This is a genomic window from Sulfitobacter sediminilitoris, assembly GCF_010667575.1.
GTDB classification, from domain to species: domain Bacteria; phylum Pseudomonadota; class Alphaproteobacteria; order Rhodobacterales; family Rhodobacteraceae; genus Sulfitobacter; species Sulfitobacter sediminilitoris.
The window spans coordinates 305,826-329,155 of the sequence record NZ_JAABNT010000004.1; the positions used below are offsets into that span (position 1 = coordinate 305,826).

Consider the following 23,330-nt stretch of genomic DNA (forward strand, 5'->3'; position numbering starts at 1 on the left):
ATAAGACACCGGATGCGATCAGGACCCCTCGTTACAAATTTGTATACCGCACCCCAGCGCTTTGTAAGGCAGGCCCGCCATATGGGCATGGTAACGAAATTCCTGAAAGAGGCATAACATGCGTTCACTCCTTCCCCTTACCTCCCGCACGGCGACGGCGGCACTGACGGCGGCCATGCTGTCCGCGTCGGCGCTCACGCTTGCCCCATCGGCCGCGTTGGCGGTGCCAGCGGGCGGCTATGCTGATCTGGTCGAGGAAGTCTCGCCCGCGGTGGTCTTTATCGAAGTCACCGGCAAAGCGCAGCTGGCATCGACGGACCTGCCCCAGAATATCCCACCACAGCTGCGCGAATTCTTTGGCGATCGGGGGCCAGGTCAGCGCGCGCCAAGCCAGGGCATTGGCTCCGGTTTTATCATTTCTGAAGATGGCCAGATCGTGACAAACCACCATGTCGTTGCTGGCGCGGAAAGCGTGAAGGTCAAGCTTGCAGATGGCCGCAGCTATGACGCCGAAGTTGTTGGCAGCGACCCAATGACCGATATCGCGCTGCTAAAGCTGGACGCGGACGAGACATTTCCAACTGTCGAGTTTGGCGCGTCACAGGATCTGCGCGTCGGCGATGAGGTGGTTGCAGTTGGCAACCCCTTCGGGCTTGGCGGGACAGTAACATCCGGTATCGTATCCGCCCTTTCCCGCGATATCCGTTCGGGTCCGTTTGACGATTTCATCCAGACTGATGCGGCAATCAACCGGGGCAACTCCGGCGGACCGCTCTTTAACAACGAGGGCGACGTGATCGGCGTGAATACGGCCATTATCTCACCCGGCGGCGGTTCTGTTGGAATTGGCTTTGCGGTGCCGTCAGATCTGGTTCAGACGGTCGTGGCCGATCTGGCCGATGATGGTCAGTTGGCACGTGGCTGGCTGGGTGTGAACATTCGCCCGATGACAGAGGAAGTAGCCTCCGTGCTTGGCTACGACGCGCCCAAGGGTGCCGTCATTGAAGCGGTAAGTGACGATAGTCCGGCGGAAAAGGCCGGTCTGAAAGAAGGTGACATCATCCTGTCCTTTGGCGAAGTCGAGGTGAAGGAACTGCGCGATCTGACCCGCGCCGTTGCGACCACAAAACCTGAAGACAGCGCAGTTATCACTGTTCTGCGAAAAGGCAAAGAAGTCGTGCTGGACGTGACCGTGGGAACGCTGAAACCACAAGAGGCGTAACCGATCTGCGCGCAGCCTGTCCCCCTCTTTAAGGCCGCGCTCACTGGCCCCGCACATTCCTTGTGCGGGGCTTTTTCGTGCAAGGGCACCACTTTTTCTCTCTGTCCGCCCTGCGTACGCGGGCAAGATCAAACAAAAGCATTTTGAGATGCTTCGGGAATTTCCGGAGGAGAAGCTGGAAATGGCAGTGGCCCTGTAGTAGACAGAGTCCACTACCAAAAGACTCGTCAGCAATTTCGATAAGGAAATACTCAAAGTGTTCCAGAATGCTCAGACGATCTCACCGCTTGCTGCCTTTCTGGCACTGGGTACCTCAATCTATGCACTGCTCGCACTGGCATTGGGTTGGGGTCTGAATGTTGAACTGTTGATTCGCCATCCAGCCACTCAGTCTGCGATGGTCCCAGCAACGGCAGCAGGTTTTTTGGTGACCGGAACAGCCGTGATCGCGACCGGGGTCGGCCTTTCGAAACTGGCGCACATACTGACCGGGATCGTCCTTGTAATCATTTGCATGACAGCTCTTGGGCAGCTTTATGGATGGTACAGACCTGCCGAGCTTTTTGTCACGCAATTAGCAGGCACTGAGGGTATGGCACCGGCAACGGAATTTGGTTTCATTTTGGCAGTTTTTGCGCTGAACCGGCTTATTGCAGGGTCAATATTCATCGTCGAAGCCATCAGCATTTTTGGTCTTTCCAGCGCGATCATGATTGCCCTTCTTAACCTGTCCGGCACGACGGGAGAGTTTGGGCTGGGATTTCTGATCGGGATCTCGTTGCAGACATCAATCCTGTTCGCACTGCTTTTCACAGCGCTTTGCCTTGTGTCCAACACTCACAAACCGGACTGATCGTTCCGGCTGGGTTCAAAGTCCTGACATACCAAAAGTGACGAATGGCAGGGTTCAAACACCGATGCCTTTGGGATGCTTTGTCATAAGACGCCAGCCAAGTGTGGACGTGCGTCCCGACCGCAACCGGTAGTCCCGGACAGCTAAAACAGCCGGTTCACACAATAATTATAACAATCCCGTCCGGTTTCCCTTGAGAAACCCCGTCATTTAGCACAGATATGTCCGAACCTTTCAGGCCTTTGATCAGGAGTTCGCGTGTCCCTCTTCCTTGTCGTCGCCTTGCCCTTTTTAGGCGCTTTGCTGCCCGGTCTGATGAACAATGCAGGCCGACAGGCCTGTGCGGGTGTCACATTTACCGTTTCTTTGGCCGCCTTCATCGGCTTGCTGACGAACTTGCCTGCCGTGCTGGCCGGTGAGGTTGTCATGACCGGGGTAAATTGGTTGCCGTCACTGGGGCTGAACGTGAACCTGATGCTGGACGGTCTTGGGTTTTTCTTTGCCCTGCTGATTCTTGGTATCGGCCTGCTCATCATAACCTACGCGCGTTTCTACCTGTCGCGTGATGACAACATGGGTGAATTCTTTACCTACTTGCTGCTGTTTCAGGGGGCAATGGTCGGGATCGTCCTGTCTGATAACATCCTGCTATTGCTTGTTTTCTGGGAACTTACCTCTCTCTCATCGTTCCTTTTGATCGGGTATTGGAAACACTTGCCGGCGGGCAGACAAGGTGCGCGGATGGCGCTTGCCGTGACCGGCATGGGCGGTCTGGCCCTGATCGGTGGCATGCTGATCCTTGGCAATATCGCGGGCAGCTATGACCTGAGCGTGATTTTACAGAACCGCGAGCTGATTCAGGAAAGCCCGCTTTACCTGCCCGCGCTTTTGCTGATTTTGCTGGGCTGTTTTACCAAATCAGCACAATTCCCGTTTCATTTCTGGCTGCCACACGCCATGGCAGCGCCAACGCCGGTGTCCGCCTACCTGCACTCTGCAACCATGGTGAAGGCTGGCATTTTCCTGATGGCACGCCTCTGGCCGGTGCTGTCTGGCACGCCTGAATGGTTCGTAATCGTCACGTCAGCGGGGCTGATCACGATGGTGCTGGGCGCGGTAATCGCGCTCTTCAAACACGATCTCAAGGCGCTGCTGGCCTTCTCAACTGTCAGCCATCTGGGTCTGATCACGATGCTCTTGGGCACCGGGACTGCCTTTGGCGCGATGGCTGCCGTCTTTCACATCCTGAACCACGCAACATTCAAGGCAGCGCTCTTTATGTCCGCTGGCATTGTGGATCACGAGGCGCATACCAGAGACATCCGTCGCCTTGGTGGGCTGCGGCATTTGATGCCGATTACCTTTGTCATTGCCACTTTGGCAGCCCTGTCAATGGCCGGCATTCCGTTTCTCAACGGCTTCCTCTCAAAGGAAATGATGCTGGAGGAGGCCAACCATACGATCCTTTTCGACACTCCTTGGCTGGTGCCCACGCTCGCGGTTATCGGATCACTTTTCTCTGCTGCGTATTGCTTCCGCCTGATCGGCCACACCTTCCTCGGCAAGGTGCGCGACGACTACCCTGCCACGCCGCACGATCCCGGTTTCGGCATGTGGGGCCCTCCAGCGCTGCTGGTCGTTTTGGTTGTCATGATCGGCTGCGCACCTTTCCTTGCAGAACCTTTCGTGAAACTGGTCACGGCCGCTGTGCTGGGTGAAGCCGCCGAAGTGCCGAAGGCGTACTTCAAGATCTGGCATGGTCTGGTGCCCGCGCTTTACATGTCCATCGCCGCAGTTGTCGGCGGTTTGATCGTGCTCACGCTTTTCAAGCCCCTGCTCAGGGTTTGGGATGCCGCGCCAAGGCCCGAAGCCAAAACCATCTTTGAGGCAATCATCGCCGCCTCCGTTTCCCTCTCGCGAGGCCTGATCCACGGTCTGCACAACGGCGCCTTCTCTCGCTATGCCGCGATTGCAGCCGTAACGATCACCGCCGCTGGCTATCACGCCTGGAGCACAGGAACTATCGGTGCACCGACGCGCAGCCCACAGCCTGCGGGGGCGGTAGAAATCGCCGGTTGGATAATGCTGGTCGCGGCGACTTGCGGGTTGGTGTTCCTGCACCGCAACCGTTTGCTGTCGCTGATCCTGATCGGGATCGTCGGTCTGATGGTTTCCATCGGCTTTGTTTTCTTCAGCGCACCGGACCTTGCCATGACACAGATCACAGTCGAGGTGGTCACAATTATTTTGCTGCTTTTGGCGCTCAACTTCTTGCCGAACCGTACGCCAATCCAAAGCTCGGTGTTGCGGCGTGTGCGCGATGTCGCCGTCGCCCTTGCCGCCGGTGGTGCGACCTTTGTAATGGCCTATTACTTCTTGCTGCGTGAGGCCGTGACGACACCGATCTCGGAATTTCATTTGGCCAACTCTTACAAGGGTGGTGGTGGCACGAACGTGGTGAACGTGATCCTCGTCGACTTCCGTGGCTTTGACACCTTTGGCGAAATCATCGTGCTGGGGATCGCAGCGTTGCTGATCTACGCGCTGACCGAAACCCTGCTGAACGGCCCCGTGCGGGCACGGCTGCTGAACCGAAAGCCTGATCAACCGCGCGCGGGTGACATGCACCCGATGATGATGGTCGTCCTGACACGCGTGATCATGCCTGTCGTTCTATTGGTCGGTTTCTACATCTTCCTGCGTGGCCATAACGAGCCTGGCGGCGGTTTTATCGCGGGTCTTATCGTTTCCATCGGAGTGGTCATGCAGTACATGGCAAGCGGCTTTGCATGGACAAGCGCCCGGCTGCGGTATCCCTATCATGGCATCATCGGAGCGGGTGTGCTCATTGCAGGGCTGACCGGGATCGGGTCTTGGTTTGTGAACAAGCCGTTCCTGACTTCGGATTTCACTTACGTCCGCATCCCACCCTTCGAAAAGTTCGAGCTTGCCACGGCGGCGCTCTTTGATCTTGGCGTTTTCCTTGCCGTGGTCGGGGCTGTGATGCTGTCGCTTGAGAGCTTCTCGCGGCTTGCGCGACGCGCCCATGTCAAAGACAGCGAACACCCCATGGATATCGACCCCTCCCGAGATCCGGCTGATCCGACCAGCCCCAAGACGGAGGGCGTGTGATATGGGACTGGAGCTTCTTGTTGCATCGGCCATTGGTATTCTGACAGCGGCGGGTGTGTACCTGACACTGCGGCTACGCACTTTCCCGGTCATTTTGGGTATCTCGCTACTGACCTATGCAGTAAACGTCTTTCTCTTCGCATCCGGGCGGCTTTCAGTGGGGGCACCACCCATTCTGACAGACGCGACGGTCTATACCGATCCGCTGCCGCAGGCGCTTGTGCTGACAGCCATCGTGATCTCATTTGGTATGACCGCCGTCGTCGTAATGATCGCGTTGGGGGCCTATCTTGGGGCAAATGACGACAGTATAGATGACCCCATCGCGACCGCTGATGATCAGGTGGAGGATCAGGCATGACACACTGGATCATTGCCCCCGTCATCCTGCCTGCCCTTCTGGCGCCGTTCATCGTCCTGGCCGCACGCTATCACATCGGCATCCAGCGGGTCTTCTCGGTTGCAGGTGTTGTTGGCCTGATCGCCATTGCGGCGGGGCTTGCATGGCAGGCCGCGGACGGGACTGTCACGGTTTACCAACTTGGCGATTGGGCCGCGCCCTTTGGCATTGTGGTTGTAGGGGACAGGCTGAGCACGATGATGGTCCTGCTGACCTCTATACTTGCGCTGTTTGTCCTGCTCTACGCCATTGGCTCTGGTTGGGATGACCGCGGACGACATTTCCACGCTCTTTTCCAGTTCCAGTTGATGGGTATCCTCGGGGCGTTTCTGACCGGAGACCTTTTCAACCTCTTTGTTTTCTTTGAAGTTCTCCTGATCGCATCCTACGGTCTGATGATACATTCAGGCGGCGATGTCCGATTACGCGCAGGCGTGCAATACGTTCTGTTCAACTTGATCGGGTCAACCCTGTTTCTGTTCGCACTGGGTGCGCTTTATGCACAGACCGGCACGTTGAACATAGCTGATCTGGCCGAGAGGGTCGCGCTGATTGACCCGGCCGATACGGTCGGCATCCGTATGGCAGCGGCCCTTTTGCTGTTGGTTTTCGCAATCAAGGCGGCCCTTGTGCCACTGCATTTCTGGCTTCCGTCCAGCTATGCAGAGGCACCTGCCCCCGTTGCGGCCCTGTTTGCGATCATGACAAAAGTCGGTGCCTACGCGATCATCCGTGTCTACACGATGATCTTTCCACCGGAACTGGATGTTACTGCGGGACTTCACAGCACATGGTTGATGCCCGCAGCGTTGATCTCGCTGGGCATAGGGATGGTCGGCGTGCTGGCTGCCAAGAAACTGGACCGACTGGTCGCTTTCTCGGTCATCGGGTCGATGGGCATGGTGATGGTGGCCATTTCACTGTTCACTCCGGCAGGCATTTCGGCCGCATTGTACTACATCATCCACTCGACCCTCGCGGCAGCAGCCCTGTTCCTGATTGCCGATTTGGTCCGGGCAGGTCGCGACAATTTGAACCTCGTCGCGATGCCTCCGGTATCAGGCGCAGCACTGACATCGGCCCTGTTCTTTGTCGCGGCGATTGCCATGACCGGCCTGCCGCCCCTCTCGGGGTTCGTCGGTAAGCTTTTGATCCTTGACGCGGGTTTGAAAAGTGATGCTGCAGTCTGGGTCTGGGCCGTGATCCTTTGTTCCAGCCTCGTGAGCGTGGTCGGTTTTGCGCGCGCAGGATCCGTTCTGTTCTGGAAAGCCAAGAGTGTCGAAGCCGAAGTAGGCGCAGTCGTGGCACCGGCACCCTCCACGCTGTCTTACGTTGCGGTTGGTGGCCTTATTGCACTTCTGGTCGCGCATACCGTTTTTGCCGGGCCCGTTTACCGGTATGTTGAAGCCACCTCAGCGTCGCTGTTCGCCCCGGACCCTTACATCAGCACAGTACTCGAAACACCGGGCAAGCTCAGCAAACCGACCGAAGACAAGGAGGAGCACTGACATGACACGTGCCTTCAATTGGCTTTTCCCGCATCCGCTTTTGACAGTGCTGCTGACAGTGGTCTGGATCCTGCTGCAAAATGACTTCTCTGCCGGGATGGCGGTATTTGGTCTGATCTTGGGCGTCATCATCACCAAGGTCACCGCTGTGTGGTGGCCGGAGCGGCCGGGTGGGGTTTCTGTCATAAAATTCCTCAGCTACGCGCTGATCGTGATCTGGGACATCATGGTCGCCAACATTCAGGTAGCCTGGATTGTGCTGACCAAACCCAATTCGAAACTGCGGCCCGCATGGATCGTCATCCCGCTTGATCTGGTACAGCCCGAAGCGATCACGATCCTCGCTGGTACCATCACCCTGACCCCCGGTACGGTTTCGGCTGACCTGTCGGACGAAGGGCACAGCCTGCTTGTGCACGTGTTGCACACCGATGACCCCGACGCTGACAGGGACGGGATCAAAGAGCGATACGAGCGCCGCCTGAAGGAGATTTTCGCATGACCGTCGCGACAGACTTCATGAACATTGCCATCATCCTGGCCTTTATCGCCGTGGCACTCGCGCAGGTGCTGTCGATGGTCCGGCTTGTGATCGGCCCCTCTGTCGGCGACCGAATTCTGGCACTTGATACGATGGTCGTGAACGCGATTGGCCTGATCGTGCTGTTGGGTATCGCGCAAGGCAGCCGCATCTATTTCGAGGTCACGCTGATCATCGCCATGCTGGGGTTCGTTTCGACCGTGGCCTATGCGCGGTTCATTCTGCGGGGGGATATCATCGAATGAGTATCGAGGTGATTGGCACATATGCCGTAGCGATCTGCCTGTTGATCGGGGCCGCGTTCGCCCTGATTGGCACCATTGGCCTGCTGAAATTCAACGATTCAATGACACGCCTGCACGCACCGACCAAGGTGGGAACCATCGGAATCGGGGCGCTTTTGCTGGCCTCGATGATACACGCCCATGTCTTTGCCGACGGGTCGATGCATGAACTGCTGATCATGGCGTTTCTTTTTGTCACGGCCCCCATCTCGGCCAACTTCATTGCCAAGGTGAACATCCACCGTCGGTCCTGCGATGCACCGCCGCCGCCACCGAAAGATGATACATGGTCGACGTTGAACGTACCTGAAGCTGATCGGGAACTGGCCGAACCGGAAAAAGTCTGACCTCGCAGAAGCAGACCATCTGCACAGGGGCCGCCACATCCTGCGGCCCACGGACACACCATAATTTCTGTAGCTCTGGCTACGCGCTTTTCACAAGCGCGTGGCCTTTCTTTTCACGCTTCCTCAGCGCGGTGCCATGCGGATGGCCCCGTCCAGACGGATCACCTCGCCATTCAGCATCGGATTGTCCACGATGTGGCAGACAAGCTTTCCATACTCGGCCGGATGACCCAGACGGGATGGGAACGGCACCTGCTTGCCCAGCGAATCCTGCACATCCTGTGGCAACCCCTCCAGGAGCGGAGTCAGAAACAGGCCCGGTGCAATGGTACAGACCCTGACCCCCTTGTCGGCAAGGTCGCGGGCCATGGGCAAGGTCATCCCGACAATGCCCCCCTTTGATGCGGCATAGGCCACCTGCCCGACCTGCCCCTCGTAGGCAGCGACCGATGCTGTGTTCACGATCACGCCGCGTGCCCCATCGGGCGCCATGGGCTCTGCCGCGACCATGCGCGCTGCCGCCTCGGACGCACAGATGAACGACCCGATCAGGTTGATGCCGATCACCTTGCTGAACATGCCGGGATCATGTGGCTCCCCGCGCGAGACCGTCTTGGATGCAGGCCCGATCCCCGCGCAATTAACCAGAACACGGGGCACACCCATACCGTCCACAACCGCATCCATCGCCGCCTTGACGCTGGCAGCGTCTGAAACGTCAACGCTGTGAAAGCTGCCACCAAGCTCTGCGGCTATTGCCTCGCCTGCCTCTGCATTCAGATCAAAAACCGCAACCTTAAGGCCCGCCTTCGCAAGCGCCTCTGCTGTCGCCGCCCCCAGTCCGGACGCTCCTCCCGTGACGATCGCCACGCTTCCTGACCACATCTCCATTAATCGAACTCCTGTTCATTTCCTGAGCGCGTTTAGACACTGAAAGGAACGCTTCGCGCAAGGGTTCGCCCGCTGTCAGTAGATGCCAAAGTATTCCTGCTGCTCCCACTCAGAGACAGTCAGATGGTATCTGTCCCACTCCGCGCGACGCATCTTGCAAAGGTAATCGACAAAATCTTCGCCCAGCGCGGCGCGATAAAGCGTTGACCCCGCAAACGCATCGACAGCGGCAAGCAGGCTTTGCGGCAGCGGTTCCGCCGTCCCGTCATAGGGGTCTTCCACGGAAGCGGGAGCCTGCAAATTCCGCGTCAAACCATTAAGTCCCGCGATGATCTGGCTTGCGAAAAACAGATAGGGATTTGCGGTCGGCTCAGCGACGCGGTTCTCGATGCGGCTTGACGGATTACCGGGCGCCGTCAAGGCACGGATCATCGCCCCGCGATTGTCGCGTCCCCAGACGATTTTGTTCGGTGCCAACTGATGGGGGAGGTAGCGCTTGTAGCCGTTGACGGTCGGCGTGCTGAGCAGACAGCTTTCGGCCGCATGGCAAAGCAACCCGGCGATCCACGCGCTGCACGCAGGAGAAAGCGCATCATCCTGCGGCAAAAACAGGTTCTCACCCGTCTTGGTGTCGATCAGGGATTGATGCAGATGCCAGCCACTGGCCGCCACGTTTTCAAGGTTCGGCTTGCACATGAACGTCGCGTGCAACCCCTGCCGTGCGCAGACCTCTTTGACCGCCGTGCGCAACATCACCATGTTGTCCGCATGTGTCATCGGATCAGCGGGGTCGAAGGTAAATTCGATCTGGCTTGGTCCCATCTCGACTTCCATCGACCGGATCGGCAAACCAAGTCCCTGACATGTAAGGCGCAATTCATCCATCACCGGTTCCATCGCATCGTAATACCGTTCGGTCAGGAACTGATAGCCTTGGGCGATGTTCTCGGTCTGGACCGGCTGGCCCGGCATCGTCGCCCCGGCGTGATCCAGCCTCGGGTCGGCTATGCGAAAGACGTGAAATTCGACCTCCAGACCCACATTGAGCGCCATGCCCTGCGCGTTCAACCTGTCTGTTTCCTTGCGCAAAATGCCACGGGTCGAGAGCGGCATCGCCTTACCATCGCTGAACGCCAGATCGCACAGGACCCACGCCGAATGCCGCGACCAGGGCAGCACCCGAAATGTTTCCGGGTCGGGCACCATCAGAATATCCCCTGCACCGCGCAGGTCGCCTGCCACGTCTCCTTGTGCTGACCAGACCGGAAAGACGGTGCGGTGCGAGGTGTCCTTAAGGAGCAGCGTCGAAGGAGCCGCCATGCCATCCGCAAGAAGCGCGGGCAAGGCGCTGGCAACAATGGTCTTTCCGCGTAGGATACCGTGCTGATCGGTAAACAGAACGCGGACTGTCTCAAGCTTGTCCGACACCTCTGACAGCAATGCAGCGCAACGATCTATGGTGGCCTCGGTCAACAAGCCCGCACGGGCAAGTGCGCCGTTTGCTATCTGATCCCTGACGCCGCTCATCTAGCGTCTCTGGCTACTTATGAAAATCACCGTCAAACCGTGGCGTCCCAGCCTTTGCAGGCCGCCCGGCGCTCTGCGTCGCTTTGGGCCGATACCTCGCGCCATTTTTCCTTGTCCCCGATCGTGTCATTCGAAATCGGGCCAAACAGCGTGGCGGGGTCGGTCCCGTTTCGCATTGGCAGCGCATCCTCCTTACCGTCCTTCAATGCCGCAATTGCCGCGCGCAGCATCCGGCGGTACTTGATGATGCCGACATCGGTCTTGCCAAGATGCTCGCGCGTGCGGTCAAAGATCGGACCGGGGCTTTCCACCGCCCATTGGTCGTGCACGTTGATGTCCATACCCATGCCCGTATAGGTCTCGGTCGCCTGTTCATCCGGGTCAAAACCATAGTTATTACGTTTGTTTTTCAGCGGCGCATAGTCCGGCAGGCGGTGCTCCTTGAGCCGCTGGGCACGCATCTTTTCCTTGTCGACCGGATCGGTAAAGCTTGTGAACATCGAATACCAATAGCAATGCTCATCGTCGATCGGCACATGCCACTGGGTGATGATCATCTCCCGGCTCATCGGGATCGAGATCGCTTCGGGGAAAATCTGGTTGGTGATCCGGATATGCGTCTGGCCATTCTCCAGATGGCGCAGCGCAATCAGGCGCAAGCCGTAGTCGGTTTCCTCAACCGTGATCTCGGGGCGGGTGTATTCACGCAAGAGCCGGGTCATCGGGATATTGGTATCAGCCGCCGCATCCCGGAACTGCTTGCCATAGCTGTCGGCGGGGTCTTCGTCCTTGAGGAACCTGTGCAAAAAGGATGCATGCGCGGGGTCTATGCCGACCTCCAATGCCTGCAACCAGTTGCATTCCCACAGCCCCTTGAACGCGAAGACATGGGTATCAGGGGCCCGAAAGCAATCAAAGTTCGGAAACGGCGGCGGATCGTCCGGCCCCATATAGGCAAAGATGATGCCGTTTTTTTCCACCACCGGGTAGGAGGTGTTGCGGATGCTTTCATGCATCCGGCTGCCTTCAGGTTCTCCGGGTTGTTCGACGCATTGGCCGGTACGATCAAAATGCCAGCCATGAAACGGACACCGCAAACCATTGTCGTCCAACCGGCCAAGGCACAGATCCGCGCCGCGATGCGGACAATGCCGGTCAATCAGACCAAGGTTGCCGTCATTGTCACGAAACAGCACCAGCTTTTCTCCCAGTAGGGTGACCGGCACGACCGGACGGTTGGTCGCCAGCTCATCCGACAGGGCAGCAGGTTGCCAATAGCGTCGCATGACCGCGCCCGCGTCCGTACCCGGCCCGGTGCGCGTGATGGTGTCGTTAAGTTCCTGACTGATCATGTTGGCCCTTCCTCGCTCAGCACCCGAAGCTATCGATCACGGCTCGTCCCGCATCCTGCGCAGGTACGGCATTGAAATCAATCATTCTTGTCCGCTTTGCCATCACAGGTAGAGTTCAGACCATGGCATTGATGGCCCGCATTGTAGGCGACGTGGCGTTGTTCAATTCCTCCAACACGTCAAAGTGGTCTCGACCCGGTGCAACATGAGATGTCAATTGCGACAGGTGCGGGGCCCAGACGTCCCTCAATACGTCGGATTGCAGGTGAAATGCCTCCGGCTCTTCTGCGCCAATCAGCACATGCACAGGGATGTCGGACGCTGGAACGTGTCGAAGAGGGGAAAGAATCTGCATCTCTCGCGCGTCGATACCTGCCATGTCGTTCACATAGGATTTGGCGATCGGTGCCAGCTCAAAGACCCCGCTGATCAGTACGGTACCGGCAAGCCGGTCTCCAATGCCACGGTCCAGCACATCGGCCAGCACGCAGGCCGCAAGATGACCGCCAGCTGAATGCCCCGCCAGCACGATCCGCTGCGGATCAATGCCCCATCCCGACGCGTGGGTGTTCAGACAGGCAAGCGCCTGATAGATTTCTTCGGTCAGCGCGGTAAGGCTGATGTCTGGCGTCAGCGTGTACCCGATCGACACATATGCCCAGCCCAGGTCACAAAAGGTTTTGGCCGCAAATCCCGAAACGCTTTTGTCCCCTTCCTGCCAGAACCCGCCATGGATGAAGACCAAACAAGGCAGAACCGAATTTTGAGCTGATGCAGGATGGTAAAGGTCAAGCCGCTGACGGGGCCGCGTACCGTATGCAATATCGATCCTTGACGTGATTGCAGGATCGGCTCGCACACTTTCGGTCCGCGCCACCATACGGGCCAAATCTCCGGCGGCATCTTTTGCCGATCGGCTGGGCGAAAGCTGAAAATCCAGCTCTTCCTGTGCCAGTGACATACTGGCCGTAAACCTCGGATGCATTGCGTGCCTCTTTGTGTCGTGCCGATGGGCCACCTTTTGGATGTCTACCGACCGATCTCAGCAAGGCCAAGCCTTGCGAGCCCGGCATTGATAACCTTTGATTGGCGGTCGTTTACCCTTCGTTAACACCACAATTCTAGTGTTTCAAAGCGATCAGGAGGACGGGATGGCCAGCAACGCAGTCATTTTGAAAGACGTGGCTGTTGTCGGCCTTTCCCACTGGGATGCAGCCCCGTTCCTGAAAAAGGTCACGGACATCGTCCCCAGCATTATCTACATCTTTAATCAAACCACGCAATCGAATGAATACTCGAACCGCTCATTGGGCGAATCTCTGGGCTTTAGTGCGCAAGACGTTCAGGAGATGGGTGCGGAATTGATGCCAACCCTCTGTCATCCCGATGATCTGGCGCGGGTCGGCGCGCATTTTGCAGCCCTGTCGAATGCGCAGGATGGCGAAGTGTTGCAGGTTGAATATCGCGTACGACACAAGGATGGCAATTGGGTTTGGCTGCTCTCTCACGACACAGTATTTGACCGTGATACATCAGGGCAGGTTGTGCGGCATATCGGCGTCGCATCTGACATCACAGCGCAAAAAACCGCAGAGGAACGTGCCCGCGCGGAACACCTCAAGGCACGGACCGTCAATGACGAACTCCGCACGTTTTCATATGCCATGTCGCATGACATGAAAGCGCCCTCGAACACGCTGAACCTCTTGCTGACTGAACTGCTTGAAACGCACCGCGATACGCTTGACCCAGACGCCATCGAACTGACGCAACTTGCCCTTGGCACCGTCGCCCATATGGGAAACCTGGTTGACGACGTGCTGAATTACACCCGCGTCATAAATCAGGATTTTGTGCTAACCACAGTCCCCCTGAATGCGCTGCTCAATCAGGTGACCGAAGAACTTGACGGTATCATCCGGCACCAAAGAGGCGTCGTAGATATTGCGGATCTGCCCTTGGTCGCGGCAGACGCCACGCAACTGCGGATCTATTTTCATGCGCTGATCGAAAATGCGATGAAATTTCATAAACCCGAAACCATTCCAAGGGTATCAGTCACCTGCTCAATGACAAAAGACCTCAAAAACTACGATATCACGGTCCGCGACAATGGGATTGGGATTGAGACCAGCAAGCACGAGCAAGTCTTCAAAGTATTCAAACGGCTCAACACCGCGCCCGGACATTCGGGAACAGGGCTTGGCCTTGCCATATGTCGCAGGATTGCCGCCAATCATGGCAGCACCATCACGTTGGTCTCCTCTCCTGCACAGGGGTCCGCATTCACAATAAGGCTGCCCAAAGCATGAAAGACACGGAAACCCATCCAATCGGCACGCTTATGCTGATCGATGATAGCGAGATTGATCAGATGATTTACCGTCGGATCGCAATCAAATCCGGGTTGGTCCGCGATCTGTTGCAATTCATGGATGCGGTGAAGGCATTTGAATATCTTTCCGATCTAGATAACCAGCGGCCAGACCTTATCCTGCTCGACATCAATATGCCGGGCATGGATGGCTTTGAATTTCTTGAGGCAGCGACCGAAAAACTTGGTGCAGAACTCTGCCCCATCGTGGTCATGCTGACCACATCGCTCAACCCCAAAGATGAGGAACGTGCCATGAGTTTCTCTGTCGTTCGCGAATTCCTGAGCAAACCTCTTACCTTAAGGCAGTTGCAGGCCCTAGGTGCCGTTGTTGGCGCCAAAGGGCCAAACATGCTCGGCCAATAAGTGCAGGCAACGGTGTGCATCAAAGTGGTTCCTGAGCCTCTTGGCCCGTGCTAGCACTTGAACCATGAAACACCTTATCAATACGTCAGAACACCGCGAGGCTGTTCTCAAACAACTCCCCGATGTGCCTTGGCCCAGCATTGACGTTGGTCTTCCAAACAGCTTGCTCGAGCGATGCCCTGCGGCCAGTCAGACACCGCTCACATCATCGCCTGCGCTTGCTGACAGGGCCAGCGTGGCGAGCGTTCAGGTCAAGGATGAGCGGAAAAGAATGGGCCTCGGCAGCTTCAAGGCGCTTGGAGCGGCCTACGTCATTGCGCATGACGCCCAGCAAAATCTGGCAAAAGGTCGGACCTATGTGACGGCGAGTGCGGGCAATCACGGCATGTCGGTCGCCGCAGGGGCCGCAGCCTTTGGCGCCAACGCCGTCATCTTTCTGGCTGACACGGTACCCGAAAGCTTTGCAGATCGGCTGCGCGCGCAGGGCGCTGAAGTCCGTCGGCACGGATCGATCTACGAAGACAGCATGAAGGGCGCTGCGGAGGCGGCGGAGGCTCATGGCTGGACCTTGCTTTCCGACAGTTCCTGGCCGGGGTATTTCGACCGCCCTCATCGGCTGATGGAAGGGTATCTGGTCTTGATGCACGAGGCCGTCGCGCAGATGCCAGAACCGCCAACGCATATCTTCCTGCAAGCGGGTGTGGGCGGCTTGGCTGCGGCTTGCGCGGCATATGCCCGCCAAAGTTGGGGCGATGCGCCACGCATTATTGTGGTCGAGCCGGAAGCCGCACCCGCGTTGTATGCCTCAATCGAAGCAGGTGCCCCACAAGTCACCACCGGGCCAGAATCCGCGATGGGGCGTCTGGACTGCAAGGAACCGTCTTTGATTGCGCTGAAGGGGTTGGCCCGAGACGCGGATGATTTCATGACCATATCGGAAGCGACAGGTGCAACCGGCAGCGACGCCTTTGCGGACGCAGGCCTGCCCTCCACCCCGTCCGGTGCGGCCGGTGTAGCCGGGCTGATCGCAGCATCAGCTGCGGCGACTGATTTTGGGCTGAATGAGACTTCTCGCGTTTTGGTCATTTTGAGCGAAGGCCCAGAGGCATGAGCCTGCCCATGCGCGGTTTCGCGGTTGAGGAATTCAGATCCCGAACCGCGCGGGCGCAGGTGCTGATGCAGGACGCGCAGCTTTCCGCTCTATTACTGACAACAGAGCCGGAGGTCCGGTATTATACCGGGTATCTGACCCGGTTCTGGGAAAGCCCCACGCGCCCTTGGTATCTGGTTATCCCGCCAGCGGGTGATCCGATTGCAGTGGTCCCCTCCATCGGGGCGCACCTGATGGGGCAGACCTGGGTTCAGGATATTCGCACGTGGCAGGCCCCTGATTATCAGGATGACGGCGTAGGCTTGCTGTTGGATGCTTTGAAGGAAGTGACACCGTCAGACGGTCAAATCGGTGTCGCCGACCAGATGGAAAGCCATTTGCGCATGCCACTGGCAGACTTCCGCACGCTTGAGGATGGATTGGGTGCACGGCGGATCGTCAGTGACGCGCAGATCACCCAGCGCCTTCGGCTCGTCAAATCTGACGCGGAAGTATCCAAGATCAAGACGGCCACAACCATCGCAAACCGCGCCTTCGACCGCGTGCCAGAAATCGCGTTGGTGGGCAAACCGCTCGCCACCATATTCCGTGATTTCCAGAGGCTTTGTCTTGAGGAGGGAGCGGATTGGGTGCCTTACCTCGCCGGTGGCGCAGCCCAGGGTGGATACGGTGATGTCATCTCACCCGCGACGGACAGCCCGCTCAAACATGGTGATGTTCTGATGCTCGACACCGGTTTGGTCTGGGACGGATATTTCTGCGATTTTGACCGCAACTACAGTCTGGGTGAGCCATCCAGAGAGGTGGCCAACGCCCATGCGACCCTCATTGAAGCCACGCAAGCGGCCTTTGATGAGGCGCGGCCCGGCACCCTGATATCGGATCTCTTTCATAAGATGAACACTCTCGTGAACCCCGGAGAAAACGGTTCAGACGCGGGGCGTCTGGGCCATGGGCTGGGCATGCAACTGACCGAATGGCCTTCGATCATTCCTCAGGACCAGACCGTGCTGGAGGCAGGGATGGTCCTGACGTTGGAGCCGGGCATAGCCATGCCCGACGGCAAGATCATGGTGCATGAAGAAGACATTCTGATAACCCCTGAGGGCGCTGAATTCCTTTCGTCGCCACAGCCCTCAGACATTCGGATACTGTCATGAACCTGAGCTACGAGCTGACCACAGAACGGCAGATGCAGCTTGGGCTTGTGGTGCTGCAATCGGATGAGACACTGGAATACGACATGCGTCGGCTTTTGCCGGAGGATGTTGAATTGCTGGTCAGCCGCGTGGCGTCTGGCACTGAGCTTAGCACTGATATGATCGCCGCGATGGAAGGCAGGCTGACCGATGCCGCAAACCTGTTGCCGCGGGATGCGGTGATCTCAGCGGTTGGGTATGGATGCACATCTGCCTCTGCCCAGATCGGGTCGGCACGGGTTGCCGAACTGATCAAGCGGGGGGTTCCCACGCCGCATGTCACGGACCCGGCCGCCGCGCTTATTGCCGCATGCCGCGCGCTTGGGATTAGCCGGATTGGTCTGGTCAGCCCCTATATCGCCAGCATCTCGGACAGGCTCCGCACCGTGATTTCAGATGCCGGGATCACAGTCGCGCAGTTTGGCAGCTTTAACGAACCGATTGAAGGAAATGTTGTGCGGATCACTGCGCAGTCCTTGCGCGACGCTGCCATGACGATGGCAAAGGGTCAGACCTGCGAGGGCGTATTCCTGTCCTGCACAAACCTGCGCACACTGGATGTGATCGAGGACATCGAACAGGCAATTGGGAAACCCGTGCTCTCGAGCAATCAGGTTCTGGCCTGGCATATGCTACGCCTTGCGAAAAAGGCACCCGCCCAGACAGCGCCAGGGCGGCTTTGGCAGGTGCGTCAGGACTAGCTTGGGGTAATGCCGCGCAACCGCTCAGACCGGCGGCGCAATAGTTCAACCACGAACAGAAGTACGACAGAGACAGCGATCAAAATGGTCGCCACGGCCAGAATGGTCGGGCTGATCTGTTCACGCAGACCGGTGAACATCTGCCACGGCAGCGTCTTCTGACCGGCAGAGCCGACAAAAAGCACGACCACCACCTCATCAAAGGACGTGATGAAGGCAAACAGACCACCGGACACCACACCGGGCAGAATCAGCGGCATCTGCACGCGGAAGAACGTTGTCACTGGCCCCGCGCCCATGTTCGCCGCCGCCCGCGTCAGCGAGTTGTCAAAACCTACAAGCGTCGCCGTCACCGTGATGATGACGAACGGAATACCAAGCGCCGCATGGGCCAGCACCACACCCAAATAGGTACCCGTCAGCGTGAAGGGCAGTTCAATCGCGCCGAAAGGTGTCGGGATGTAGGGGTTGGAATAGAAGAAATACATGCCGGTCGCCGAGATGATCAGTGGCACGATCATCGGCGAGATAAGGATCGCCATGATCGCACGCCGGAATGGCACATGGCTCTGGCTGAGGCCGATGGCCGCAAGGGTACCCAAAGACACGGACAGAAGTGTCGCGACTGGCGCGATCTTGAGCGAATTGCGCAAGGCAAGCTGCCAGTCTGAGTTCGTGAAGAAATCTTCGTAGTGTTTTGTCGAATAGCCCGCCGGGTCAAAGGCCAGCATTTCCGGCGTGAAGGTAAAAAAGTCTTCGGCATTGAACGAAAGCGGGATGATCACGAGGATCGGTGCGATCAGGAAAAAGAAAATCAGTCCGCAAATCACGCGAAAACCGTAGTGCCAGATACGCTGGCCCGTCGTTGCATATGGTGGCAGTGCAGACATGGATCAGCCCCCCAGTTTCACGTTATCGATGCCCACGATCTTGTCGTAGACCCAGTAGAGGAGCAGCACGATCGCCAGCAGGATGGTACCCAGCGCCGCCGCCAGACCCCAATTCAAAGAGCTGGAGATATGGTACGCAATCCGGTTCGAGATAAAGACACCCTTGGTGCCGCCCACCAGTTCCGGCGTGATGTAGTAGCCGATGGCAAGGATAAACACGAGGATACAGCCCGCCCCGATGCCTGGCACCGATTGCGGAAAGTAGACGCGCCAAAAGGCGGTCCAGTTCGTCGCGCCCAAAGACTTGGCCGCGCGCAGATAACTGGGAGGTATGGTTTTCATCACGGAATAGAGTGGCAGGATCATAAAGGGCAGAAGGATGTGCGTCATCGCAATGATCGTACCAGTCTGGTTGTTGATCAACTCCAGCCGGTTCCCGTCTGATACGATACCGATCCAGACCAGCGTGTCATTGATCACCCCTTGCTGTTGCAAAAGCACTTTCCATGCTGATGTCCGTACCAGCAGTGAGGTCCAGAATGGCAGCAGTACGAGGATCATCAGCATGTTCGCCGTGCGGTCCGGCAAGTTCGCCAGTAGCCATGCGATGGGATATCCCAGTAACACGCACATCCCCATAATCGACAGTGACATGATCATCGTTCTGATAAACAGGATGATATAAATGCGTTCGTTCTCGGGACGTGCTTCGATGCCTTCGGCCCCTTTCATCAGGTCGACCGAGTTCAGGAAATAGCCATTGGTGTACGTGGGTGAGTACGTCTTGATCGTGCGCCAGACATCGGGATCCGTCCAATTTTCATCGATGTCCTCGAACTGAGCCCGGATCGAGACACGTTCGACACCTGACAGGTCGGCGGCAATGGGCAGCGTGCCGCCTGCAGTCGCGTCCTCGTAAAGCGCGGTATAGACAAAATCCCACGGTTGTTCTTCCAGCGGGTCGTCGCCTTCGGCATTCACGATCATTTCCGCCCAGCCATCATAGGCAGAGGCCGTGCGCGGCAACGCCCCGCGGATGCTGTCATCCGCCATCCATTCCGACCATTTTACCGGATCGGCATAAGCGGGGTCAGCTGCCTCAAACGCCTTGGTATAGACATCCGTATCGAACCGGCCCACACGGCGACCCGATTTGCGGAACAGCGACGAAATTCCAGTAGTCTCGTAGTTCAGGCGGCTTCCCAGCCGGGTGTGCGATTTGTACTCAACCGCGAGGGCCATGTCAGTATAGAGGGCTGAAAAGACCTCCTCCGAGGGGGCTTCACCACTGGCCGCGTCCCAGTCTTGAAGCGTATCGACCGTCCGCGGGAGCGTGTTTTCGACAATTTCGTTTTCAACCGAGCGGAACAACATATCCGCAATCGGCATTACGAAAGAAATCAGAATAAAAAAGAACAAGGGGGCGATCAGCGCCAGTGCCCGCAGCTTTTGCCGCCGCAATGCGCGGTTCAGCGATGCCTTGAGCGGGCGGCCATCTGCGGCCAGCATCTGTTCAGCCATGATTTGTCCCCTGTTGGTCAGTCACGCCTGCCGGTTGATCCGGCTTTTGCGGGTCGTTCTGTGAAAAGGGGCGCAGCAGTGCCGCGCCCCGATGTCAATCTTACTGGCTCAGCCACGCCTGGAATTTCGCATCCAGATCGTCACGATAGTCCGCCCACCACTCGTAGTTGTAGAGGAAGGTGTTCTTGGCGTTCTCTGGATCGGTCGGCATGTGTGGTGCCATTTCGATACCCAGCGATGCGTGCTTGCCGACCAGCGGTGCGGACGACTTACGTGCAGGACCGTAAGAGATGTACTTGGCCTGATCCGCCAGACGCTCTGTGTCTGTCGCGAATTTGACGTAGTCCAGCGCGCGTGCTTCACGCTCCGGGCTCAGACCTGTTGGGATGATCCAGCCATCAAGGTCAAACACCTGCGCGTCCCAAAGCATGGCGACAGGCTGCTTTTGCTCTTCGATCAGAGAGAAGAGGCGACCGTTGTAGGTGGAGCCCATGACAACTTCGCCATCAGCAAGCAGCTGTGGTGTGTCGGCACCAGCGGACCACCAAATCACGTCATCCTTGATGGTATCGAGCTTGGCAAACGCCTGCGCCTGGCCTTCTTCGGTCTCCAGCACATCATAGACGTCGTCTTTGGCAACGCCGTCACAGATCAGTGCCCACTCCATGTTGTTGATGGGGCGCTTTTCCAGCGAACGCTTGCCGGGGTACATCTCTGTGTCGAACAGCGAACAGATTTCGGTCGGTGCGGTGCCGCCGACCATGTCTGTCCGGTAGCCTACAGTTGTGGAATACACGATCTGCGGAATGAAGCAGTCAGAGACCAGCAAGTCGCCAAAATCGTCAGAGGCCTTGGAGCCATCATCGCCATCGGCCAACTGCTCGTCCGCGTCGATTTCCATCGCCAGACCTTCATCGCACAGGCGGATCGCATCAGACGCAACAACGTCGACCACATCCCATGTGACGTTGCCTGCTTCGTTCATCGCGCGCAGCTTGGCGACAGCCTCGGCAGAGGATTCATCGTTGATGATGTTGACGCCTGTCTTTTCCATATAGGGGTCGTGATAGGCCGCCTGCTGCGATGCGGAATAGGCACCGCCCCAGCTGACGATTGTCATCTCATTGGCCATGTGACCGTCCGCGAACGCCATTGAGGCTGTCAGCGTCAGGCACGATGTGGCCATCAGTTTCATAGTGGTTTTCATCGGATTCTCCCGTTTATTTACCCGGATTGGTATTCCAAGGACGCCGCCCGGGCGGCCACGCCCTCTAGCTCATGTCAGTCGCGGTTTCGCTTAGGCATCCAGCGCCCGACAATCTTGTGGCAACCACCCGATCTCGATCATTTCACCCGGCTTCAGGCGTTTTTGATCGGGGGCGTTGCGTGTTTTGATAACAAACTCATCCGTGCCCGCAACCCTAAGGCGTGTGCGGAAAATGTCGCCCATGTAGATGAATTCGAGGACTTCGGCCTTCAACGTATGCGTGCCCTCTTGCAAACGCTCTGCGTTAAACTCTACCCGTTCCGGGCGGATCGACACTGTGGTACGCTCACCGACTTGACTGACGTTCACGGGCACAGCGTCAATGATGTCGCCGCTGTCCAGCTTGACGATACAGGTGTCGCCTTTGATTTCCTCAACGACGCCATCAAGGGTATTATTCTCACCAATGAATTGCGCAACAAAGCTATTCTCGGGCTTTTCATAAAGCTCATCTGGTGGCGCCAACTGCTGAATGCGCCCATCATCGAACACAGCCACGCGGTCAGACATGGTCAGCGCCTCTGTCTGGTCGTGCGTCACGTAGACAGTCGTGATGCCCAACTCGTGCGCCAGATTGGTGATCTCGAACTGCAAGGTTTCGCGCAGTTGTTTATCAAGTGCGCCCAGCGGCTCGTCCATCAGAACCAGTTCAGGCTCAAACACCAAGGCCCGCGCCAGTGCGATCCGCTGCTGCTGACCACCGGACAATTGTGCTGGCCGGCGGCCTGCAAAACTACCCATCTGAACCATGTCGAGAGCGCGTTTTACTTTTTCGTCCCGTTCGGATTTGCCCATTTTGCGCACTTCCAGAGGGAACGAGAGGTTCTCTGCCACACTCATGTGCGGGAACAGCGCGTAGTTTTGGAAAACCATTCCGATGCCACGCTTGTGCGGTGGAATGTTGTTGATCGACACACCATCAAGCAGGATATCACCGTGAGTTGCTGTCTCAAAACCTGCCAGCATCATCAGGCAGGTTGTCTTGCCCGATCCCGATGGCCCAAGCATCGTCAGAAACTCGCCTTTTGGCATGGAGAGGTTTAGATCTTTGACGACGAGCGTTTCGCCGTCATAACTTTTTTGCACACGATCAAATGCGACGAAGGCTCCGTCGGCTGTGGTCATTGCGTTACATCCCCGTTTTGCCCGCCAGATTTCTTTGCACCCGGTCAGACTTCATATTTTCTGCACTGACTGTGAAACGTTGCGCTGCGTTTTACAATCAGAAAGTCCATGTCGCTTGCCAACCGGGGATCAATTCAAAAGAAATCACTGCCTGAGGGCAATTTTGCAAGGAAAATGGTCAATCAGAATGGAAATTGAAGTCAATATGCCTTCAGTTAACTAGGCATCCCGGTCGCGAACAAGGGACTCTTGCCGCCATAACGCTCTGGTTTCATGATCTCTGAGATACGCCCAAGGCAAAAATGCGAAAGTTCTAATTCAAAAGAATGATCAATCAAACATCGCAATGTGGGGAAGTGGCGGACCGAGGATCACCTACACTAATCTCTCAATTTCCTGTTTTTAAATAGTTGTTGAGAATATCAAAATTTAGATACCACACAAAGTACCCCACAGAGTTGTCAGACTACGGGTCCAACCATGTGAAGCACCCTAGATGTATCAGACTAGCGCTGCTTTGGTAGGATCTGGTCACTGACGGCCCAAAGCCGCCGTCCGCCGAAGATATCAGATGCTGCGATGCGGCCCGTCGAACCAGCTCTCTGTTTGCGTAAGTGTCAAGCGCGGGTTTCTCGGTCATTCGGGGACCTGGTTCTCTACGAAGTCGGCAGTGCCGCTTCCTGATGGCGTCCGGGAGCTGATCGGCCAAAATGTCATTC

Annotated in this window: 21 protein-coding genes; 13 read left to right on the forward strand and 8 right to left on the reverse strand. The window is 57.2% G+C overall.

Annotation, left to right across the window (positions count from 1 at the left end; translation table 11 throughout):
- Positions 1 to 118 precede the first annotated feature (118 nt).
- The 8 genes from GV827_RS09310 to GV827_RS09345 all read left to right on the forward strand — a co-directional run bounded on the left by GV827_RS09310 (position 119) and on the right by GV827_RS09345 (position 8,287).
- Entirely contained in the window at positions 119 to 1,222 is a 1,104-nt protein-coding gene (locus GV827_RS09310) for a Do family serine endopeptidase (protein ID WP_164353512.1), read from the forward strand.
- A gap of 256 nt (positions 1,223 to 1,478) precedes the next feature.
- Positions 1,479 to 2,075, forward strand: a complete 597-nt coding sequence (locus tag GV827_RS09315) for a hypothetical protein (RefSeq protein ID WP_164353513.1) — start codon at positions 1,479 to 1,481, stop codon at positions 2,073 to 2,075.
- Positions 2,076 to 2,333: 258 nt separating this feature from the next.
- Positions 2,334 to 5,207 carry a monovalent cation/H+ antiporter subunit A gene (locus tag GV827_RS09320; RefSeq protein WP_164353514.1) on the forward strand — a complete coding sequence of 958 codons (2,874 nt, stop codon included), beginning with the start codon at positions 2,334 to 2,336 and terminating at the stop codon, positions 5,205 to 5,207.
- Positions 5,208 to 5,214: 7 nt separating this feature from the next.
- Positions 5,215 to 5,568 carry a Na+/H+ antiporter subunit C gene (locus GV827_RS09325; RefSeq protein ID WP_164353557.1) on the forward strand — a complete coding sequence of 118 codons (354 nt, stop codon included), beginning with the start codon at positions 5,215 to 5,217 and terminating at the stop codon, positions 5,566 to 5,568.
- On the forward strand, positions 5,565 to 7,115 hold the full coding sequence (locus GV827_RS09330) for a monovalent cation/H+ antiporter subunit D (protein ID WP_164353515.1): 1,551 nt from the start codon (positions 5,565 to 5,567) through the stop codon (positions 7,113 to 7,115). The genes GV827_RS09325 and GV827_RS09330 overlap by 4 nt, the downstream gene beginning before the upstream one ends.
- Position 7,116: 1 nt before the next feature.
- Positions 7,117 to 7,617: a Na+/H+ antiporter subunit E gene (locus GV827_RS09335; protein ID WP_164353516.1), complete on the forward strand. Its 501-nt coding sequence runs from the start codon at positions 7,117 to 7,119 to the stop codon at positions 7,615 to 7,617.
- Positions 7,614 to 7,901 (forward strand): K+/H+ antiporter subunit F, encoded by a 288-nt coding sequence (locus tag GV827_RS09340; RefSeq protein WP_164353517.1) that lies wholly within the window; start codon positions 7,614 to 7,616, stop codon positions 7,899 to 7,901. Before GV827_RS09335 ends, GV827_RS09340 begins: the two co-directional genes overlap by 4 nt.
- Complete coding sequence (locus GV827_RS09345; protein ID WP_164353518.1) at positions 7,898 to 8,287, forward strand: Na+/H+ antiporter subunit G; 390 nt, start codon at positions 7,898 to 7,900, stop codon at positions 8,285 to 8,287. Before GV827_RS09340 ends, GV827_RS09345 begins: the two co-directional genes overlap by 4 nt.
- Positions 8,288 to 8,410: 123 nt before the next feature.
- On the opposite strand, the gene GV827_RS09350 is transcribed toward GV827_RS09345, so the two are convergent.
- From GV827_RS09350 to GV827_RS09365, 4 genes are all read right to left on the reverse strand, one after another.
- On the reverse strand, positions 8,411 to 9,178 hold the full coding sequence (locus GV827_RS09350) for an SDR family NAD(P)-dependent oxidoreductase (RefSeq protein ID WP_164353519.1): 768 nt from the start codon (positions 9,176 to 9,178) through the stop codon (positions 8,411 to 8,413).
- A 75-nt stretch (positions 9,179 to 9,253) separates the two neighbouring features.
- Entirely contained in the window at positions 9,254 to 10,705 is a 1,452-nt protein-coding gene (locus GV827_RS09355; protein ID WP_164353520.1) for a glutamine synthetase family protein, read from the reverse strand.
- Between the two features lie 32 nt (positions 10,706 to 10,737).
- Positions 10,738 to 12,057 carry an aromatic ring-hydroxylating dioxygenase subunit alpha gene (locus tag GV827_RS09360; protein WP_164353521.1) on the reverse strand — a complete coding sequence of 440 codons (1,320 nt, stop codon included), beginning with the start codon at positions 12,055 to 12,057 and terminating at the stop codon, positions 10,738 to 10,740.
- Between the two features lie 115 nt (positions 12,058 to 12,172).
- A complete protein-coding gene (locus GV827_RS09365) occupies positions 12,173 to 13,042 on the reverse strand; it encodes an alpha/beta hydrolase (RefSeq protein WP_164353522.1) in 870 nt (289 codons plus the stop codon).
- Between the two features lie 166 nt (positions 13,043 to 13,208).
- Between GV827_RS09365 and GV827_RS09370 the strand changes: the two genes are divergently transcribed.
- The 5 genes from GV827_RS09370 (at position 13,209) to GV827_RS09390 (ending at position 17,808) form a co-directional block, all read left to right on the forward strand.
- Positions 13,209 to 14,369: a sensor histidine kinase gene (locus GV827_RS09370; RefSeq protein ID WP_164353523.1), complete on the forward strand. Its 1,161-nt coding sequence runs from the start codon at positions 13,209 to 13,211 to the stop codon at positions 14,367 to 14,369.
- The gene (locus tag GV827_RS09375; RefSeq protein ID WP_235930295.1) at positions 14,366 to 14,797 is read left to right on the forward strand and encodes a response regulator; all 432 of its coding nucleotides are present in this window, start codon (positions 14,366 to 14,368) and stop codon (positions 14,795 to 14,797) included. Before GV827_RS09370 ends, GV827_RS09375 begins: the two co-directional genes overlap by 4 nt.
- Before the next feature lie 64 nt (positions 14,798 to 14,861).
- Positions 14,862 to 15,908, forward strand: coding sequence for a pyridoxal-phosphate dependent enzyme (locus GV827_RS09380; protein ID WP_164353524.1), 1,047 nt, complete (start codon positions 14,862 to 14,864; stop codon positions 15,906 to 15,908).
- Positions 15,905 to 17,068: a M24 family metallopeptidase gene (locus GV827_RS09385; RefSeq protein ID WP_164353525.1), complete on the forward strand. Its 1,164-nt coding sequence runs from the start codon at positions 15,905 to 15,907 to the stop codon at positions 17,066 to 17,068. Before GV827_RS09380 ends, GV827_RS09385 begins: the two co-directional genes overlap by 4 nt.
- Entirely contained in the window at positions 17,065 to 17,808 is a 744-nt protein-coding gene (locus tag GV827_RS09390; RefSeq protein WP_164353526.1) for a maleate cis-trans isomerase family protein, read from the forward strand. The genes GV827_RS09385 and GV827_RS09390 overlap by 4 nt, the downstream gene beginning before the upstream one ends.
- Here GV827_RS09390 and GV827_RS09395 read toward each other — a convergent pair.
- From GV827_RS09395 to GV827_RS09410, 4 genes are all read right to left on the reverse strand, one after another.
- Positions 17,805 to 18,698, reverse strand: coding sequence for an ABC transporter permease (locus tag GV827_RS09395; protein ID WP_164353527.1), 894 nt, complete (start codon positions 18,696 to 18,698; stop codon positions 17,805 to 17,807). The genes GV827_RS09390 and GV827_RS09395 overlap by 4 nt on opposite strands.
- A gap of 3 nt (positions 18,699 to 18,701) precedes the next feature.
- The gene (locus GV827_RS09400) at positions 18,702 to 20,219 is read right to left on the reverse strand and encodes an ABC transporter permease (RefSeq protein WP_164353528.1); all 1,518 of its coding nucleotides are present in this window, start codon (positions 20,217 to 20,219) and stop codon (positions 18,702 to 18,704) included.
- Positions 20,220 to 20,319: 100 nt separating this feature from the next.
- On the reverse strand, positions 20,320 to 21,426 hold the full coding sequence (locus GV827_RS09405) for an extracellular solute-binding protein (protein ID WP_164353529.1): 1,107 nt from the start codon (positions 21,424 to 21,426) through the stop codon (positions 20,320 to 20,322).
- A gap of 90 nt (positions 21,427 to 21,516) precedes the next feature.
- A complete protein-coding gene (locus GV827_RS09410; RefSeq protein WP_164353530.1) occupies positions 21,517 to 22,611 on the reverse strand; it encodes an ABC transporter ATP-binding protein in 1,095 nt (364 codons plus the stop codon).
- Positions 22,612 to 23,330 lie beyond the last annotated feature (719 nt).